Below are 15,278 nucleotides of genomic sequence, written 5' to 3'. Positions count from 1 at the left end.
CGTCAAACTGATTTCGAATCAGCCCCGTTATGACCACTTCGATAACCCTCCATATTTAGTTAACCGCATAAGCGGGAAAACGCTGTTTTTGAAAACTGTGAGCAAACTGTGAGCGTACGCCTTAAATACACGAAATCCGGATGTCGGAAAGTCCTTGATTCATGCGGGTTTGCGGCTCTTTGGCGGGTAGCAAACCGTGTTGATTTCGAGTCAGTCCCGTTATGACCACTTCGATACCGCTCCGTATTTATCTCACATCAGCTCATCTCAGAAATTGGGGAGAACGGATGGGGAGAACGAGGAAAATATGAAATTGTGAAACCCCGAAAAACCCAGTAATATCAAGGCTTTCCGAGCAAGGGCATTCGAAAAACGGTTTTGATTTCGAGTGCGCCCCGTTATGACCACTTCGATACCTGTCCGTGTAGAGAATATGCAGTTTTATGGATGAAATACGTTATTTCGAGTCGTTCTCGTTATGACCACTTCGATACCGCTCCAGATTAAATGATCGTGTTCTAAAGAACGGGGGCGTGCAGACGCGGCCCTTTTGCCCCCGTCTTGCTCGCAGAAGAATGTTTCCTTTGACATTATGCCATACTTTTTGCGCCGTTGCAAGAGTGAAATCCGTTTGATCTCACTTACTTGCCGTTCGCTCACGCTCACTCTTTTTAATGTGTCGATCAGCGAATTCCGCTCTCCCGCATCACTCCAACTGCATAGAATAAAGGAACGACACAGGAGGTGCTGTTATGAAGCCGACCATACTGATTTGGGGCGAAGAAACGCAATACGAAAACTATCAACGGGCAATTGCATTGGCAGGCGGAGAGACCTGGCTTACAAAAAACGCATCGCGCCGGACCAATGCGACGCCCTTTTACTGCCGGGTGGCGGAGATGTGGAGCCGTGGCGCTATGGGTGTGTGAATACAGCTTCCCGCGGACTGACTCCGGACCGAGACGCGGCAGAGCTCGCATTGCTGAAGCGGTTTTCCGCTGCAAAAAAGCCAATTCTAGGTATCTGCCGCGGTCTTCAGATCATCAACGTCGCCTTCGGTGGTACATTGATACAGGATCTTCCCGGGCACAATGCGGTAAACGGAATGGATCGGCTTCACAATGTTTGCATGACCCCTTCCTTTTTACAGGTTTTATACGGGACCACCATGTTGACCAACAGCGCACATCATCAGGCCGTGGATCAGCTGGGACAGGGACTGCGAGCCGTTCAATGGGCTCCGGACGGTACCGTGGAGGCACTGTGCCACACCCAACTGCCAATATGGGCCGTACAGTGGCACCCGGAGCGCATGAATGTTGTGACAGATGGAGTGCGTCTGTTTCGAGCCTTTCTTTCGCTCTGCTCCTAATTTTTGCAAAATTAGAAAAGAAGCGCAATGAAATGCTTGACAGGTCATAAAATCCATGCTATCATATCCAAGCTGACAATTTCTACGGAGGGCATACGCAGGTGTAGCACAATGGTCAGGGCACCAGCCTTCCAAGCTGGGGATGCGAGTTCGATTCTCGTCACCTGCTCCACCAATTCGCGCCAGTAGCTCAGCTGGATAGAGCAACTGCCTTCTAAGCAGTAGGCCAGGGGTTCGAGTCCCTTCTGGCGTACCACCTCTCCTTATGGGCAATGTTAGCAATCGGCTTCCAATCATTTATATGTGGTGGATGTAGCTCAGTTGGTTAGAGCGCCGGATTGTGGTTCCGGATGTCGTGGGTTCGAGTCCCATCTTCCACCCCAGACAAAAGCAGGGGATCGGGGTAACCCCCGGTCCCCTATTTCCTTCCGCATTGGGGCGTCGCCAAGTGGTAAGGCAAGGGACTTTGACTCCCTCATCCGCTGGTTCGAGTCCAGCCGTCCCAGCCACAATTTATACCCAAAAGGTATTCAAATAAAATCATGATCCGGTAGCTCAGTCGGCAGAGCAACTGCCTTTTAAGCAGTGGGTCCCGGGTTCGAATCCCGGCCGGGTCACCAGTTCAGAAATTCCCTGTTTAGCACGAATTCCCGCCTTACGGCGAGACTTCTTAGCCGGACAGGGAATTTCTTCGCTTTCGCGTCAAACCCGCTTCGCTGGGCTTTGCCGCGAGAGAATGAGGGCTAATATCTAAAGTGTTTCACCTTTCCACGTCGGAGCAAAGTCCGCTTCGCTCAAAATCTCCAATCGGCTTTGCCGGTTGGCGATTCTTCGTCTATGCTCCCTTGCTCCTCCTTTATTTTTTCATAGAGCCGCAATGGACTTGAGCTTTTTGCGATAACCATTTCAGGCAATCGCCGGGCCGTTCCTCCCGGCGGCGCCGTCAATTTTTTGTTAAATTTCCATATTGAATTGACAATTGGTAAAATAAACTATATTATTAGTACAAAGTCTTAATATTAAATCCAAAGGCACATTAAGCCGGTTCGTGGGAATCCTGCTTTGTCCGCCCCTGCCCCTCCTTTCAGCGGCAGAATCGGCTGGTAAAGGGTTTCATTCTTCAAAAGTCCCCGACGCAGAACGGCCTCTACGCTTTTGGCTGAAAGAAAGACATGCAAAACTATTTGCAAAAACGAAAGGAGCTTTCAAATGGAAAATCTGGAAAAACTGACAAACGAAGTGGGCGCACCGATTGCCGACAATGAAAATGCAATGACCGCAGGCCCCCGTGGTCCCGTGGTGATGCAGGACGTGTGGCTGATGGAAAAGATGGCGCACTTCAACCGCGAGGTCATCCCCGAGCGCCGGATGCACGCCAAAGGCTGGGGCGCCTATGGCAAATTCACCGTCACGCACGACATCTCGAAGTACACCCGGGCAAAGGTTTTGCAGCCCGGCGCCGTAACGGAGACCTTCACGCGCTTTTCCACCGTGGCCGGAGAACGCGGCGCCGCCGACTGTGAGCGCGACATCCGCGGCGTTGCCACCAAGTTTTACACCACGGAGGGAAACTGGGATGTTGTCGGCAACAACACGCCCACCTTCTTCATCCGCGATGTACATAATTTCTCCGACTTGAATCGCGCGGTGAAGCGCGATCCCAGAACCGGTCGGCGCAGCGCGCAGAATAACTGGGACTTTTGGACGCTGCTGCCCGAGTGCTTTCACCAGATCACCGTTGTGATGAGCGACCGCGGTATCCCCGCCTCCTTCCGCAACATGCACTTTTTCGGCGAGCACACGTTTTCCCTATACAACGAGAAAAACGAGCGGGTTTGGTGCAAGTTCCATTTCAAAACCCAGCAGGGCATCCGGAATCTCTCCAACGAAGAAGCTGCCGAAATCAACGGCATGGACCGTGAATATCACGGAAAAGATCTGTACGAGGCCATTGAGCGAGGCGACTTCCCCAAGTGGACGATGTACATTCAGGTCATGACGGAAGCGCAGGCGAAAAGCCATTATGAAAACCCCTTTGACATTACCAAGATCTGGCGGCACGCAGAGTATCCCCTGATGGAGGTTGGCGTTCTGGAGCTGAACCGGAACCCGGAAAACTATTTTGCCGAGGTGGAGCAGGCGGCCTTTACGCCCGCGCACGTGGTGCCCGGCATCGGCTTTAGCCCCGATAAGTTCCTGCAGGGCCGGCTCTTTGCCTACGGCGATGCGCAGCGTTACCGTCTGGGCGTCAATCACAATCTGATCCCTGTCAATCAGGCCAAGTGCAAGGTGAACGAATACCACCGCGACGGCGCCATGCGCGTGGACGGCAATTACGGCGGTGCGCCCGCTTACACGCCCAACAGTGCCGGTGTCTGGACAGCGCAGCCGGAGGTCATGGAGCCGCCCTTGGCTCTGGAAGGCGCCATGTGGCACTATGACCCGAAGGACGACCCCACGGATGACTGCTTCCGCGCCGGCGGCGATCTGTGGCGCGTGTTGACAGAGGACAAAAAGAAAATTCTGATTCAGAACACCGCCGGGGACATGGCATCCGTGACCGACAACATTAAATACCGTCACGCTGTCCACTGCTATCTGGCTGACCCGGAGTATGGCCGGCGTTTCGCCGCCGCAGCCGGACTTTCCATGGATAAAGTTGAGGAACTTTCCCAATTGGGTCATCAGGGCTTGATTCAGGCAACACTTTCCGCTACAATGTAAGGGATTTTTTGTGCAGGAGTGTCTGGGAATGAAGGTTCAGAGAAACACACGGCAGCGGCAATTGGTTTTGGATGCGGTCCGCGCAAGAAGGGATCACCCGACAGCAGACCAGATCTATCTGGATGTGCGGGCCCTTGATGAGAAGATCAGCCGCGGAACGGTGTATCGCAATTTGAATGTCCTGACGGCTTTAGGCGAGGTACTGCAGGTGAAGGTCCCAACCGCAGACCGCTTTGACCTGCGGCTTGAGCTTCACTATCATCTTCTTTGTACCGGCTGCGGCACCGTGTGCGACGTTGCGCTGCCCTATCACAGCGAGCTGGACCGGGAGCTGGCGGAAACAACCGGCTATGAGATTGAGCGCCACCGCACGGTGTTTGAGGGCCTCTGTCCCGACTGTCGTAACAACTTGTAATTGTAAAAACGCTGTGATATCAAATAAAAACGGTTCATGCCTCCGGTTAAAAACCAGAGGCATGAACCGTTTTTTTATTTTACCAATTTCAGAATGATCTCAATAAACTTTTGATCGTCATAGGGTTTTTTAAGATGGTAATTCATCCCGCAGCGAAAGCATTTTTTTACGCTTTCATCAGCAGTGTCCGAAGTCACCGCAACAATCGGAATGGTCGCCGCACCGGGATGCGCCGATGCGCGAATTGCCTCGGTTGCCTTCCAGCCGTCTAATACCGGCATCCGAATATCCATTAAAATAACAGAAAATTCCCCCTCGGCAGACGCAAGAAAGCATTGAACCGCCTCTTCCCCATTCTTGGCCATTACAACGCTGCCGCCATGATGCCGTATCAGTTTTTCTGCAATTGCACGGTTGGCGGCCACATCTTCGACCAAAAGGATCTTCAAGCCGTCCAGTTTCCCATCATTTTTCATGTATATATCCTCTCCGGCACAAGCCGATTCAACCATATATGTACTTTAAATATATCCGATTAGACAGAATATGTCAATGTATTTTAACTGTTCTACTGGATATAATTCTTATTTAATTCTGTACAATCATATATGCTGGGGGTGATGAATCGAATGCACGAAGAATTTGCAGCGAGACTTTCTCAGTTAAGGATGGAAAAGGGTGTTTCTGCCAGGGATATGAGTCTGTCAATCGGTCAAAGTGCCGGATACATCAATAATATAGAAAACGGGAACAACCTGCCGTCCATGACCGTGTTCTTTTATATCTGTGAGTATCTAAATATTTCCCCTCGAGATTTTTTCGATTTCAAATCAAAAACCCCTGAAACCTTGAACCGCATGATCGAAGACATGAAGTCGCTTTCCCGCGTTCAGCTGGAGCACCTCGCGGCAATTATTGGAGATATCAGGAAACCATGACTTACATTTGGCGCGAGCAGCAAAACCGGGCCGGTGGATTTTATCCGGTAAATATTGCATTTGCAAAATAGTTACAAATCGGTTACAATTTAAAGCACCTTGCAAGGGACCATACCCAACGATAGAGAGGTGTTTTTGAATGAAGAAAGTCCGTACCTATCTTGTCGCGGCCGCCCTGGCCGGCGCCGCGCTCACGATTCCCGCCGGAGCGGCTTCCCTCAATGTTTCCGTTTTTCAGGGGAATGTCGCGCAGGCAGCGGCTTTGTATCCCGCCTGCCAGCTCACCCTGCCGGAGATTCTAAACGACTGCCTGGGCACATTCCTGCCCGGTCAGACGCCCGGATGTCCCGGCGGCGGCACGCTTTTGCCCGACCAGACGCCGAGTGTCCCCGACGGGGATCACACGCTCCCGGACGGGGAGGCGGCGCCCTCTAATTACGAAGCCGAAGTGGTCCGGCTGGTCAACGACGCCCGTCAGGAAAACGGCCTTCAACCCCTGACGGCAAGTGCGGAGCTCTCCCATGTGGCCCGCGTTAAATCGCAGGACATGGTGGATCATCACTACTTCTCCCACACCAGTCCCACCTACGGCACGCCGTCCCAGATGCTGACGAACTTTGGTGTGTCCTACTCCAGCAGCGGCGAGAACATCGCCTACGGTCAGCGCACGCCCCAGAAGGTGGTAGCCACGTGGATGAACTCCCCCGGTCATCGGGCCAACATCCTCAGCGCCGCCTATACGCAAATCGGCGTGGGCTATGTGGCCGACGGAAACTACTGGACCCAGCTGTTTATCGGCTGATCCCAAGCGCCGGAGGATGCAGTATCCTCCGGCGCTTTTTCGTTTGCGAGTGGTCTCGCTCCCCCGCTCCGCCAGTTTCCCCCAACCGGCAATTGCAAATTTTGTTCATTCCGCGAAACAGTTGTTGACTTTTTCCACAAACGATGATATAATTCGTCACGCTTACTTTTATATGCTCATTTTAGACCAAAGCGAGGAGAGGCTCTCCTCGCTTTGTTTTTGTATGACCCGGCTTGCCAAAGTGGGCAGCAATCATAGAAAGAGGTTTTCATGTCAACTACAATGTTTTCACAATTAGATCTATCCCCCGCCCTTTTGGACGCGGTGACGTCCATGGGATTCCAAGAGGCCACGGACATTCAGGCCCAAGCCATCCCCGTCATCCGCGCCGGTGCGGATGTGCTGGCCCGCTCGCAAACCGGAACGGGCAAAACCGTGGCCTTCGGCATTCCCGCCGTGGAATGTGTGGATGAGGATGCAAAGGGCGTACAGGTTCTGGTGCTCTCCCCCACCCGTGAGTTGGCCCACCAGTGCGGCGACGAAATTCGCAAGCTGGCCCGCAACCTCCCCCGCGTCAAAACGGCGGACGTGCTGGGCGGCGGAGATTATCGCAGCCAGTTCAAAAACTTGCAGGAAGCCGCCATTGTCATCGGCACCCCCGGACGCATCATGGATCATATGCGCCGCGGGACCCTGAAGCTGGACAGATTGAAGATGGTCGTTCTGGACGAGGCGGACGAAATGCTGAACATGGGCTTCCGGGAGGACATTGAGTTCATTTTACAGGATGCGCCCGCGCAGCGGCAAACCGTGCTGTTTTCCGCCACAGTGCCGGAGGAGATTCTCGCCATCGCGGAGCGGTTTCAGCGCGATCCCGTTCACATTGAGATCAACCGGGGTCAAGCGACGCTGACTGAGATCTCCCAGACCTACGCAGACGTGCCCATGCATCAAAAGGCCGACGCGCTCTCCCTGCTGCTGCATTATTATCATCCCAACCGCGCCATCATCTTTTCCAACACCAAGTCCATGGTGGACGAGCTGACGGAGCGGCTGAGCGCAGAGGGCTTCTCCGTGGAGGGCCTTCACGGAGACATGAAGCAGCTCCAGCGGACCACCGTGATGAATGGCTTTAAAAAGGGCCGCATCTCCATTCTGGTGGCTACCGACGTGGCCGCAAGAGGGATCGACGTGAGCGACATCGACTTTGTGTTCAATTATGACATCCCCAAGGAAACGGATTCTTACGTCCACCGCATCGGCCGGACCGGCCGCGCAGGCCGCAGCGGCACAGCCGTCACGCTCTGCTGCGGAAAGCGGCAGATCATGCAGATGCAGCGTCTGGCCCGGGAGATCAAATCCACCCTCAATCAAATTCCGCTGCCCACGGTGGAGGAGATCGATCAGGCCAACCAAACGCGCACCTTGAACTTTCTGGAGCAGGCCCTGGCCGAGGCGCCCCAAAGCGCCCACGAGGACATGGTGTCCCAGCTGATGGCGCGGGGCCACAGCGCCGAAAGCATTGCCGCCACGGTGCTGGGTCTTGCCTTCCATCAGGAGACCGGCAAGCTCAAAAACATCAGCGTGTCCACCGCCAATCCGCCCTCCGCAAAGGCGGCCAAGGTGAGCCTGCGCGCCCGCCGCCCCATGGCGGAGCTGGTGATCAACACCGGCTTTGCAAACCGCGTGGCAGTCAATCATATCGTGGGCGCCATTACGGAGCAGGCGGGCGTCAGCTCGCTGGATCTGGGCAAAATCGAAATCTCCGAAACCTTCACCACCGTCTCCGTCCCTGCGGAGCTGCTGGACGATATTGTGGTGAGTATGCGGGGGTGCAAAATTTGCGGCAAGCCGGTGCATGTCATGCCGCTGGCGGAGCAATTTCCCCACAAAAAGCAGGCACGGCCCTTTTTCAAAGACCATCGCGCCGGGAAGGACGGCCCCCAGCGGGAGCGGTCCCACCAAAGACCGGGACAGGACCTGGGGAAGCGGCGCATCGGCCGCAAATAATGCCGCCGGATAGGCCGCCCTTCTCCGATGCGTTTTGTCTCTTAGGCAGCGCACCGATACAAGAAACGCAAAAGACTGTTCACCAAGCACTTGGTGAACAGTCTTTTTATTTGCCGGAAAATCTTTTCATCTCCTGCCCATTCAGGCGGTCCCTTTTTAATGGCGTCCTCTCCCCTGCTGTCAGCCGTTTGCTGCTATGCTACCGAATTTTTATGAGCACCGCACCCCTTTTTAACCTTCCAAGTCGTTCTCCCCTTTATAGCTCTATAACGGCACAAACGGCGTCCCGCATATCACGGGACGCCGTTTGTGCTTTATAGGAAGGAGAGTCTCTCAGGGGAGAAAAGGTTAGAGTTCGCCGCACATGGCGAGCAGGGCTTCCCAGTTACGGTCCACTTCCTGCTGAGCTTCCTCGATCATCCACTCGTTGCCCTTTTTGAACATGTGGGCAAAACGGCCCTGCATCTTCAAATACTCGGTGATGGGCAGTTTCGTCTTGGGCTTGTAGGAGAGGATATACTTCCCCTCGATCACCTCATAGAGCGGCCACACGCAGGTCTCCACAGCCAGCTTGGTCACTTCCATCAGCTTTTCTGTGGGATAGCGCCAGCCACGGGGGCAGGGGGCCATGATGTTCAGGAACGCAGCGCCGGGGGTGTAGATGGCCTTGTGGGCCTTGGTGGAAATATCGGAAAAGTTCCCCATAAAGGTGGTCTGGGCCGCATAGGGCACGCCGTGGGCCACCATGATCTTGGTCAGATCCTTCTTCTTTTGCAGCTTGCCGGGAATCACACTGCCCGCGGGGGTCGTTGTGGTGTCGGCAAAATGGGGTGTGGAGGAGGAGCGCTGGATACCGGTATTCATGTACGCTTCGTTGTCGTAGCACACGTACACCATGTCGTGGCCCCGCTCCATTGCGCCGGAGAGGGACTGGAAACCGATATCGTAGGTGCCGCCATCACCGCCAAAGGCGATGAACTTATAAGTATCGTCGAGCTTGCCCCGCTTTTTCAGGGCCTTGTAGGCCGTCTCCACACCGGAAATGGTGGCGCCGGCGTTTTCAAACGCATTGTGGATGAAGCTGTCCTTCCATGCCGTATACGGATACATGAAGGTGGACACCTCCAGGCAGCTGGTTGCGGAGCAAACCACTGCCTTATCCTCGGGATTCAGTGCGCGCAGCACGGTACGAACAGCGATGGGAGAACCGCAGCCTGCGCACATTCTGTGGCCGCCGGAGAGGCGGTCCTCTTTTTTCAGCTCTTCTTTCAGATTGTAGCTCATCTCAGTTCCCTCCCTTATTCACGAACGTCCAGATAACGGTAGGTCTCGCCAGTTTCACCGGACGCTGCGATCTTCTCCAGCTCCGCATAGACGTGCTGGATGCTCTCCACGCGCACATCGCGGCCGCCAAGGCCGTAGATGTAGTCGATGCCCTTGGGCGCGAAAATGCCCTTGGCATACAGTGCCGCGCAGACCTCGGCGTAAATGGGGCCGCAGTGGGCGTTGAAGCTGTCGTCCTTATCCATGGCGGCGAAGGCCTTGACATTCTTCAGTGCCTCGGCGATCTCGTCCGCGGGGAAGGGACGGAAGGAGCGGATCTTGATGAGACCCACCTTCTTGCCCTGTGCGCGCAGCTCGCGAATCGCCTCTTTTGCGGTGCCGGCGGAGGAGCCGATGATGATAAGGGCTTCCTCAGCGTCGTCCATCTCGTACTTTTCGATCAGGTCATAGCTGCGGCCGGTCATGGCTGCGAACTCCGCGCCGACCTTCTTGATGACGTCCTTGGCGTCCATCATGGCCTGAGCCTGCGCCCGCTTGGCCTCCATGTAATACACGGGGGTAGCGTAAGCGCCGACGGCCATGGGATTCTCTTTCCCCAGCAGTGCGTGCTCGGGCTTGTACTCGCCCACGAAGGCCTTCACCTTCTCATCCTCCACCAGCTCGATGTTCTCGATGGCGTGAGAGGTGATAAAGCCGTCCTGGCAGATCATGATGGGCAGGCTCACCGCCTCGCCGATGCGCATGGCCTGGAGGTAGTTATCGTAAGCTTCCTGGTTGGTTTCCGCAAACAGCATCAGCCAACCCGCGTCCCGGACGCTCATAGCATCGGAGTGGTCGTTGTTGATGTTGATGGGGCCGCTGAGAGCCCGGCAGGAAACCGCCAGCGTAATGGGCAGACGGTCGGAAGCCGCCACATACAGCATTTCCGTCATGTAGCTCAGCCCGCAGGAGGACGTCGCGCTGATGGCGCGGCAGCCGGCAGCCTGGGCGCCGATGCAGGTGGACATGGCGGAGTGCTCGCTCTCCACGGGGATGAACTCGGTGTCGACCTGCCCGTTATCCACATACGTGGAAAAATACTGGGGGATCTCGGTGGACGGAGTGATCGGGAAGGCGCCCATCACATCGGGATTGATCTGCTTCATGGCGAAGGCAATGGCCTCGTTGCCGGAAAGTCTTTCTCTGATTCCCATTTCTGTGCTCCTCCTTATTTCTCGTCCTTGACCATTTCAATCGCTCCGAAGGGGCACACGTTGGCACAGATGCCGCAGCCCTTGCAGAAGAAGTAATTGAAATCGCCGCGCTTGCCGTCCACCACGGGGATGGACATATCGGGACAGACAGGAGCGCACAGCAGGCACTGCTTGCACTTTTCCATGTCCAGTACGGGCTTCATGGTGCGCCAGTCGCCGGTTTCCACCGTCTCGGACGTGCCGCCCTCAAAAATGTTGCAGCCGGGGGTCAGATCCTTCCATGTGACGCTGGGCGTCATATCGCTTGCTTTCCACTTCATCCTACCTGCACCTCCTCCATAGAACGCTTCAGGGCGTTCATGTTGCCCTCAATGACCTGGGGCTTGCTTGCAAACTTGTGCTTGAAGGAAGCCTCCATGTCCTTGATGAAATCGGTCACATCCACCACGCCGGAAACCTTCACAATGGCGGCCAGCATAGGCGTGTTGGGGAAGTTTTTCCCCAGTTCTTCCTCGGAAATCTTGCCCGCGTCGATGGTGCAGACCTTACCGGTGTAGCCCTTCAGGTAGGGACGCAGCTCCGCGGGAGTTTTGCTGGAGTTGACGACGATAGCGCCGGTCTCCTTCAAGCCTGCGGTCACATCCACAGAGGCGATCAGCGTCTCATCCACCACCACCACATAGTCGGGGAAATAGATGTTGGAATGGACGGTAGAGCGCTCGGAGCTGATGCGGTTATACGCCGTGATGGGAGCGCCCATGCGCTCGGGGCCGTACTCCGGGAAGCCCTGCACGTACTTTCCGGTATTGAAGGCTGCGTCCGCCAGCAGCAAAGACGCCGTCTTTGCACCCTGACCGCCGCGGCCGTGCCAGCGGATCTCTACAATGTCTTTCATAGATTCTTGTACTCCTTTCCGGTATCAGGCCGCTCCATAAAGGAGCGGCCTGCGGTTGTTTTACCTGAGTGCTGCGGTAATCTCGATCTCGCACAGGAGGTTCTTGGGGATTGCCTTCACCGCTACGCAGGAGCGAGCGGGCTTGCTGGTGAAATATTTGCCGTAGACGGCGTTGAAGGCTGCAAAGTCGCCCATGTCCGCCAGGAAGCAGGTGGTTTTCACCACGTCGTCAAAGGTAAGGCCGTTGGCCTCCAGAATCCCCTTGACGCTCTGGCAGCAGCGCTCGGCCTGCTCTTCAATGGTGGTGCCCACCGTTTCACCGCTCTTGGGGTCCAGCGCCACCTGACCGGAGGCAAACAGGAACCCGTTTACGGCGATGGCCTGAGAATAGGGGCCAATGGCTGCGGGGGCATTGTCTGTATGCGTTACCTGAAGCATTGTTTTCACGTTCCTTTAATGAATTTCTGGAAAATCAGCCCTGAACGGAGGCCTTCGCGGCCTTGGATTTCTTGCCGGTAAGTGCGTCCATGAGCACTGCGATGGCGCCGTCGCCGGTGACGTTGCAGGCCGTACCGAAGGAGTCCTGTGCGATGTACAGTGCGATCATCAAGCCGCACATGGTCTCGTCAAAGCCCAGCATAGACTGCAGGATGCCCAGAGCTGCCATGACAGCGCCGCCGGGGACGCCGGGGGCTGCGACCATGGTGACGCCCAGCATCAGGATGAAGGGGAACATCTTGCCAAAGGTGATGGCCTGACCCTGCATCATCATAACAGCAATGGAGCAGCTGGTCAAGGTGATGGTGGAGCCGGAGAGGTGAATGGTGGCGCACAGGGGGCACACGAACTCAGCGATTGCATCGGAGACGCCGTTGTGCTTGGTGCACTGCACGGTGACAGGGATGGTAGCGGCAGAGGACTGGGTGCCGATGGCCGTGGTATAAGCGGGAATCATGTTCTTAATGAGAGCGAACGGATTCTTCTTGGCGGCGCTGCCTGCAACGGTGTACTGGAACACCAGAATCACGCAGTGCAGCACGATGACCACAGCGAACACCTTGATGAAGGAAGTCATCAGCTCCACGATGGTGCCGGCATAGGTGAGCTTTGCGAAGATGCCGTACACGTGGAAGGGCAGCAGGGGGATGACCACATTGGCCACCAGCTTATTGACGATCTCCGCGAAGTCATTCATGGTTTCTTTCAGGGAGTGGTTCTTAATGACTGCCATGCCGAGGCCCAGGATGAAGGAGATGAGCAGTGCGCTCATAACGCCCATGATGGCAGGCATCTCGATGGTAAACAGGCTGCTGACAACGGTCTCTTCTGCGTTCTGGGCATTGGTCACGAACATGTCGGCGTGCACCAGATAGGGGAAGAGCAGCATGTCAACGCCATAAGCAAGAGAACCGGCGATGATGGTGGAGGCATATGCAATGCCGGTGGTCTGCGCCAGCGTCTTGCCGGCGCCGGCGCCCAGATCCGCAATGCCCGGGGCCACGAAGCCGATGATAATCAGGGGGATGCAGAAACTCAGGAAGTTGCCGAAGATGCTGTTGTAGGTTGCACCGATACGAATGATGATTTCACCCGCGCCGCCCATTTTCTGAGCAGCAAAACCGACTATCAGGCCAAGTGCGATGGCGATGACCAGCTTGGGAAGCAAGCCAAGCTTCTTTTTTGCTTTCTGTTCCATTTTTTTCCGATTCCGTTTTCCAAGCGGAATCTCCCCTCCTTATATTTTGGTAGAACGTATTTCCCACAGTCCGTCAGGTGGACTGGCTGAGACATTCCCGCCGTCTCCGTTCAGTCGCGGAGCAGTGAATAGCCGTTGGTTTCCAGCTCGTGCTCAATGTCGTCTACATGCTGCGGATTCCGGGTCTCCAGCACCATGGAAACGATGCACGCGCCCACATCGGAATGCTTGTCCTCCCGGGCGTGGTTGATGGAGATGATGTTGGCGCCGGTATTGGAGACGATTTGCAGCAGGCGAATCAGGCTGCCCGGCTTATCCGCCACCTTGGTGGCGATCTCCGCAATGCGGCCGGTCTTGGTCAGACCCTTGGTGATGATGCGGGAGAGTGTGGTGACATCCACATTACCGCCGGAGACCACACACACCGTTTTCTTGTTGGTGGCATCCACCTTGCCAAACATCACAGCGGCCACAGGCGTTGCGCCCGCACCCTCTGCCACCGTCTTTTGATCCTCCATCAGGGCCAGAATGGCGGTTGCGATCTCGTCCTCTTTTACCGTGACGATCTCGTCCACATACTTCTGGCACAGCTCGAAGGTCAAGGTGCCGGGGGTCAGAACGTGGATTCCGTCGGCAATCGTGTCGCCGTCGGGAACGGTGCAAACCTTGCCTGCCTTGCGGGATGCATACATGGAAGCCACGCTGGCAGCCTGCACGCCGATGACCTTGCAGCTGGGCTTGAGTGCCTTGATGGCGCAGGCGATGCCGCTGATGAGGCCGCCGCCCCCGATGGGAACCACCACCTGATCGACTTCCGGCAGCTGCTCCAGAATCTCCAGACCGATTGTTCCCTGTCCCGCCATGACCATCTCATCATTGAAGGGATGGGCGAAGGTATATCCCTTTTCCTGCACCAGACGACCGGCCTCTGCGGCGGCATCATCATAAACGCCGGGAACCAGCACGACCTCAGCGCCGTAGTTCTTGGTGGCCTCCACTTTGCTGATGGGAGCGCCGGCAGGCATGCAGATGATGGATTTGATTCCCAGCCGTGTGGCCGAGAGTGCAATGCCCTGCGCGTGGTTTCCGGCGGAGCAGGCGATCACGCCCTTCTCTCGCTCCTCCGGCGTCAGGGAGCGCATCTTGTTGTAAGCGCCCCGCAGTTTGAATGCGCCGGTCAGCTGCAAATTCTCCGCTTTGATGTACACGTTTTTTCCAAGGTTCTTTGCCGGATTCAGGGGCGTTACACGGGCGACCCCTTTCAGAGCAGCCTGCGCATCCTGAATCATTTCCAGTGTCAGCATTTTCCGTTCCTCCTCAATGGTTTCCTTTTTTCGGTGTCCACGACTCGCAGAAACAGACAGCAGCTTTTCAGGAACATCCTTTTTGCACAAGAGTCTTTCTGTATTCTCACACTTATTCGTTTAATAAGCTCATATGTCCCCGCATCGTGAACATTGCTTTTTAAATTTGTTCTTACAAGAGGGATTATACGAGCTTATTTTTCAAATAACAATGCACAAATCATCCAAATGTTCCTGCTAAAAATACTACTAAATGACAAATTGTCCTCGCATGAAACACATTCGTATGGTTGATGCGGGCGTTTACCCATGCTTTGCGGTTTTTCCCATGTAAACAGTCAAAAATGTCTGCCCATACGCGGGGAGCCAATCCCCGCTTCCCCTCCCAAATTTGTACCAATATCGTTGATTTTCCATAAAAATCGCGGTAAAAGGCCATCCTTTGTAAGTACAAAAATGTATTTAAGAGGCAAAAGGAAGAGGGACATCCCGCTTGGGGTGTCCCTCTTTCCAGCAGAGGATTTCTTATTTCGCGGCCTTTGCGGCGCGGATGGCCTCGGTCAGCATGGGAGCGACCTTGAAGAGGTCGCCGCAGATGCCGTAGTCGGCGATCTCGAAAATGGGAGCGGTGTCGTTCTTGTTCAC

At 55.3% G+C, this 15,278-nt stretch carries 15 protein-coding genes, 5 tRNA genes and 1 pseudogene; 12 read left to right on the top strand and 9 right to left on the bottom strand.

Annotation, left to right across the window (positions count from 1 at the left end; genetic code table 11):
• The first annotated feature begins 752 nt into the window (after window positions 1–752).
• The 9 genes from PHI30_RS09350 to PHI30_RS09310 all read left to right on the top strand — a co-directional run bounded on the left by PHI30_RS09350 (window position 753) and on the right by PHI30_RS09310 (window position 4,511).
• Window positions 753–929, top strand: a complete 177-nt coding sequence (locus PHI30_RS09350; protein WP_300026976.1) for a hypothetical protein — start codon at window positions 753–755, stop codon at window positions 927–929.
• Window positions 902–1,372: a gamma-glutamyl-gamma-aminobutyrate hydrolase family protein gene (locus PHI30_RS09345; protein ID WP_300026974.1), complete on the top strand. Its 471-nt coding sequence runs from the start codon at window positions 902–904 to the stop codon at window positions 1,370–1,372. The genes PHI30_RS09350 and PHI30_RS09345 overlap by 28 nt, the downstream gene beginning before the upstream one ends.
• Window positions 1,373–1,469: 97 nt before the next feature.
• Window positions 1,470–1,544: transfer RNA gene (locus PHI30_RS09340), tRNA-Gly, on the top strand.
• A 7-nt stretch (window positions 1,545–1,551) separates the two neighbouring features.
• Window positions 1,552–1,628, top strand: a tRNA-Arg gene (locus tag PHI30_RS09335).
• A gap of 50 nt (window positions 1,629–1,678) precedes the next feature.
• Window positions 1,679–1,755 (top strand) — tRNA-His (locus tag PHI30_RS09330).
• A gap of 51 nt (window positions 1,756–1,806) precedes the next feature.
• Window positions 1,807–1,881, top strand: a tRNA-Gln gene (locus tag PHI30_RS09325).
• Between the two features lie 35 nt (window positions 1,882–1,916).
• A tRNA-Lys gene (locus tag PHI30_RS09320) sits at window positions 1,917–1,992 on the top strand.
• Between the two features lie 589 nt (window positions 1,993–2,581).
• Window positions 2,582–4,096, top strand: coding sequence for a catalase (locus PHI30_RS09315; RefSeq protein WP_300026971.1), 1,515 nt, complete (start codon window positions 2,582–2,584; stop codon window positions 4,094–4,096).
• Between the two features lie 28 nt (window positions 4,097–4,124).
• Entirely contained in the window at window positions 4,125–4,511 is a 387-nt protein-coding gene (locus PHI30_RS09310) for a Fur family transcriptional regulator (RefSeq protein ID WP_300026969.1), read from the top strand.
• Between the two features lie 74 nt (window positions 4,512–4,585).
• On the opposite strand, the gene PHI30_RS09305 is transcribed toward PHI30_RS09310, so the two are convergent.
• A complete protein-coding gene (locus PHI30_RS09305) occupies window positions 4,586–4,987 on the bottom strand; it encodes a response regulator (protein ID WP_300026967.1) in 402 nt (133 codons plus the stop codon).
• A 153-nt stretch (window positions 4,988–5,140) separates the two neighbouring features.
• Between PHI30_RS09305 and PHI30_RS09300 the strand changes: the two genes are divergently transcribed.
• The 3 genes from PHI30_RS09300 to PHI30_RS09290 all read left to right on the top strand — a co-directional run bounded on the left by PHI30_RS09300 (window position 5,141) and on the right by PHI30_RS09290 (window position 8,261).
• The gene (locus tag PHI30_RS09300; RefSeq protein ID WP_300026965.1) at window positions 5,141–5,449 is read left to right on the top strand and encodes a helix-turn-helix transcriptional regulator; all 309 of its coding nucleotides are present in this window, start codon (window positions 5,141–5,143) and stop codon (window positions 5,447–5,449) included.
• Between the two features lie 139 nt (window positions 5,450–5,588).
• Complete coding sequence (locus tag PHI30_RS09295; RefSeq protein WP_300026962.1) at window positions 5,589–6,251, top strand: CAP domain-containing protein; 663 nt, start codon at window positions 5,589–5,591, stop codon at window positions 6,249–6,251.
• Window positions 6,252–6,533: 282 nt separating this feature from the next.
• The gene (locus PHI30_RS09290) at window positions 6,534–8,261 is read left to right on the top strand and encodes a DEAD/DEAH box helicase (RefSeq protein WP_300026960.1); all 1,728 of its coding nucleotides are present in this window, start codon (window positions 6,534–6,536) and stop codon (window positions 8,259–8,261) included.
• 348 nt (window positions 8,262–8,609) lie between these two features.
• On the opposite strand, the gene PHI30_RS09285 is transcribed toward PHI30_RS09290, so the two are convergent.
• From PHI30_RS09285 to PHI30_RS09250, 8 genes and pseudogenes are all read right to left on the bottom strand, one after another.
• Window positions 8,610–9,545: a thiamine pyrophosphate-dependent enzyme gene (locus PHI30_RS09285; RefSeq protein ID WP_300026957.1), complete on the bottom strand. Its 936-nt coding sequence runs from the start codon at window positions 9,543–9,545 to the stop codon at window positions 8,610–8,612.
• 14 nt (window positions 9,546–9,559) lie between these two features.
• Window positions 9,560–10,738 (bottom strand): pyruvate ferredoxin oxidoreductase, encoded by a 1,179-nt coding sequence (gene porA, locus PHI30_RS09280; protein ID WP_300026955.1) that lies wholly within the window; start codon window positions 10,736–10,738, stop codon window positions 9,560–9,562.
• Between the two features lie 14 nt (window positions 10,739–10,752).
• On the bottom strand, window positions 10,753–11,058 hold the full coding sequence (locus tag PHI30_RS09275) for a 4Fe-4S binding protein (RefSeq protein ID WP_300026953.1): 306 nt from the start codon (window positions 11,056–11,058) through the stop codon (window positions 10,753–10,755).
• Window positions 11,055–11,633: a 2-oxoacid:acceptor oxidoreductase family protein gene (locus PHI30_RS09270; RefSeq protein ID WP_300026950.1), complete on the bottom strand. Its 579-nt coding sequence runs from the start codon at window positions 11,631–11,633 to the stop codon at window positions 11,055–11,057. The genes PHI30_RS09275 and PHI30_RS09270 overlap by 4 nt, the downstream gene beginning before the upstream one ends.
• 60 nt (window positions 11,634–11,693) lie before the next feature.
• Window positions 11,694–12,071, bottom strand: a complete 378-nt coding sequence (locus PHI30_RS09265) for a RidA family protein (protein ID WP_300026947.1) — start codon at window positions 12,069–12,071, stop codon at window positions 11,694–11,696.
• A gap of 34 nt (window positions 12,072–12,105) precedes the next feature.
• On the bottom strand, window positions 12,106–13,329 hold the full coding sequence (locus PHI30_RS09260) for a dicarboxylate/amino acid:cation symporter (RefSeq protein WP_300026944.1): 1,224 nt from the start codon (window positions 13,327–13,329) through the stop codon (window positions 12,106–12,108).
• A gap of 110 nt (window positions 13,330–13,439) precedes the next feature.
• Window positions 13,440–14,633 (bottom strand): threonine ammonia-lyase, encoded by a 1,194-nt coding sequence (gene ilvA / locus PHI30_RS09255; protein ID WP_300026941.1) that lies wholly within the window; start codon window positions 14,631–14,633, stop codon window positions 13,440–13,442.
• Between the two features lie 525 nt (window positions 14,634–15,158).
• Window positions 15,159–15,278, bottom strand: a pseudogene (locus PHI30_RS09250) (electron transfer flavoprotein subunit alpha/FixB family protein); the annotation flags it as partial.

Origin of the sequence: Oscillibacter sp. (genome assembly GCF_028693505.1) — a bacterium.
GTDB lineage: Bacteria > Bacillota > Clostridia > Oscillospirales > Oscillospiraceae > Oscillibacter.
This window is presented reverse-complemented; position numbering and strand designations above follow the sequence as displayed.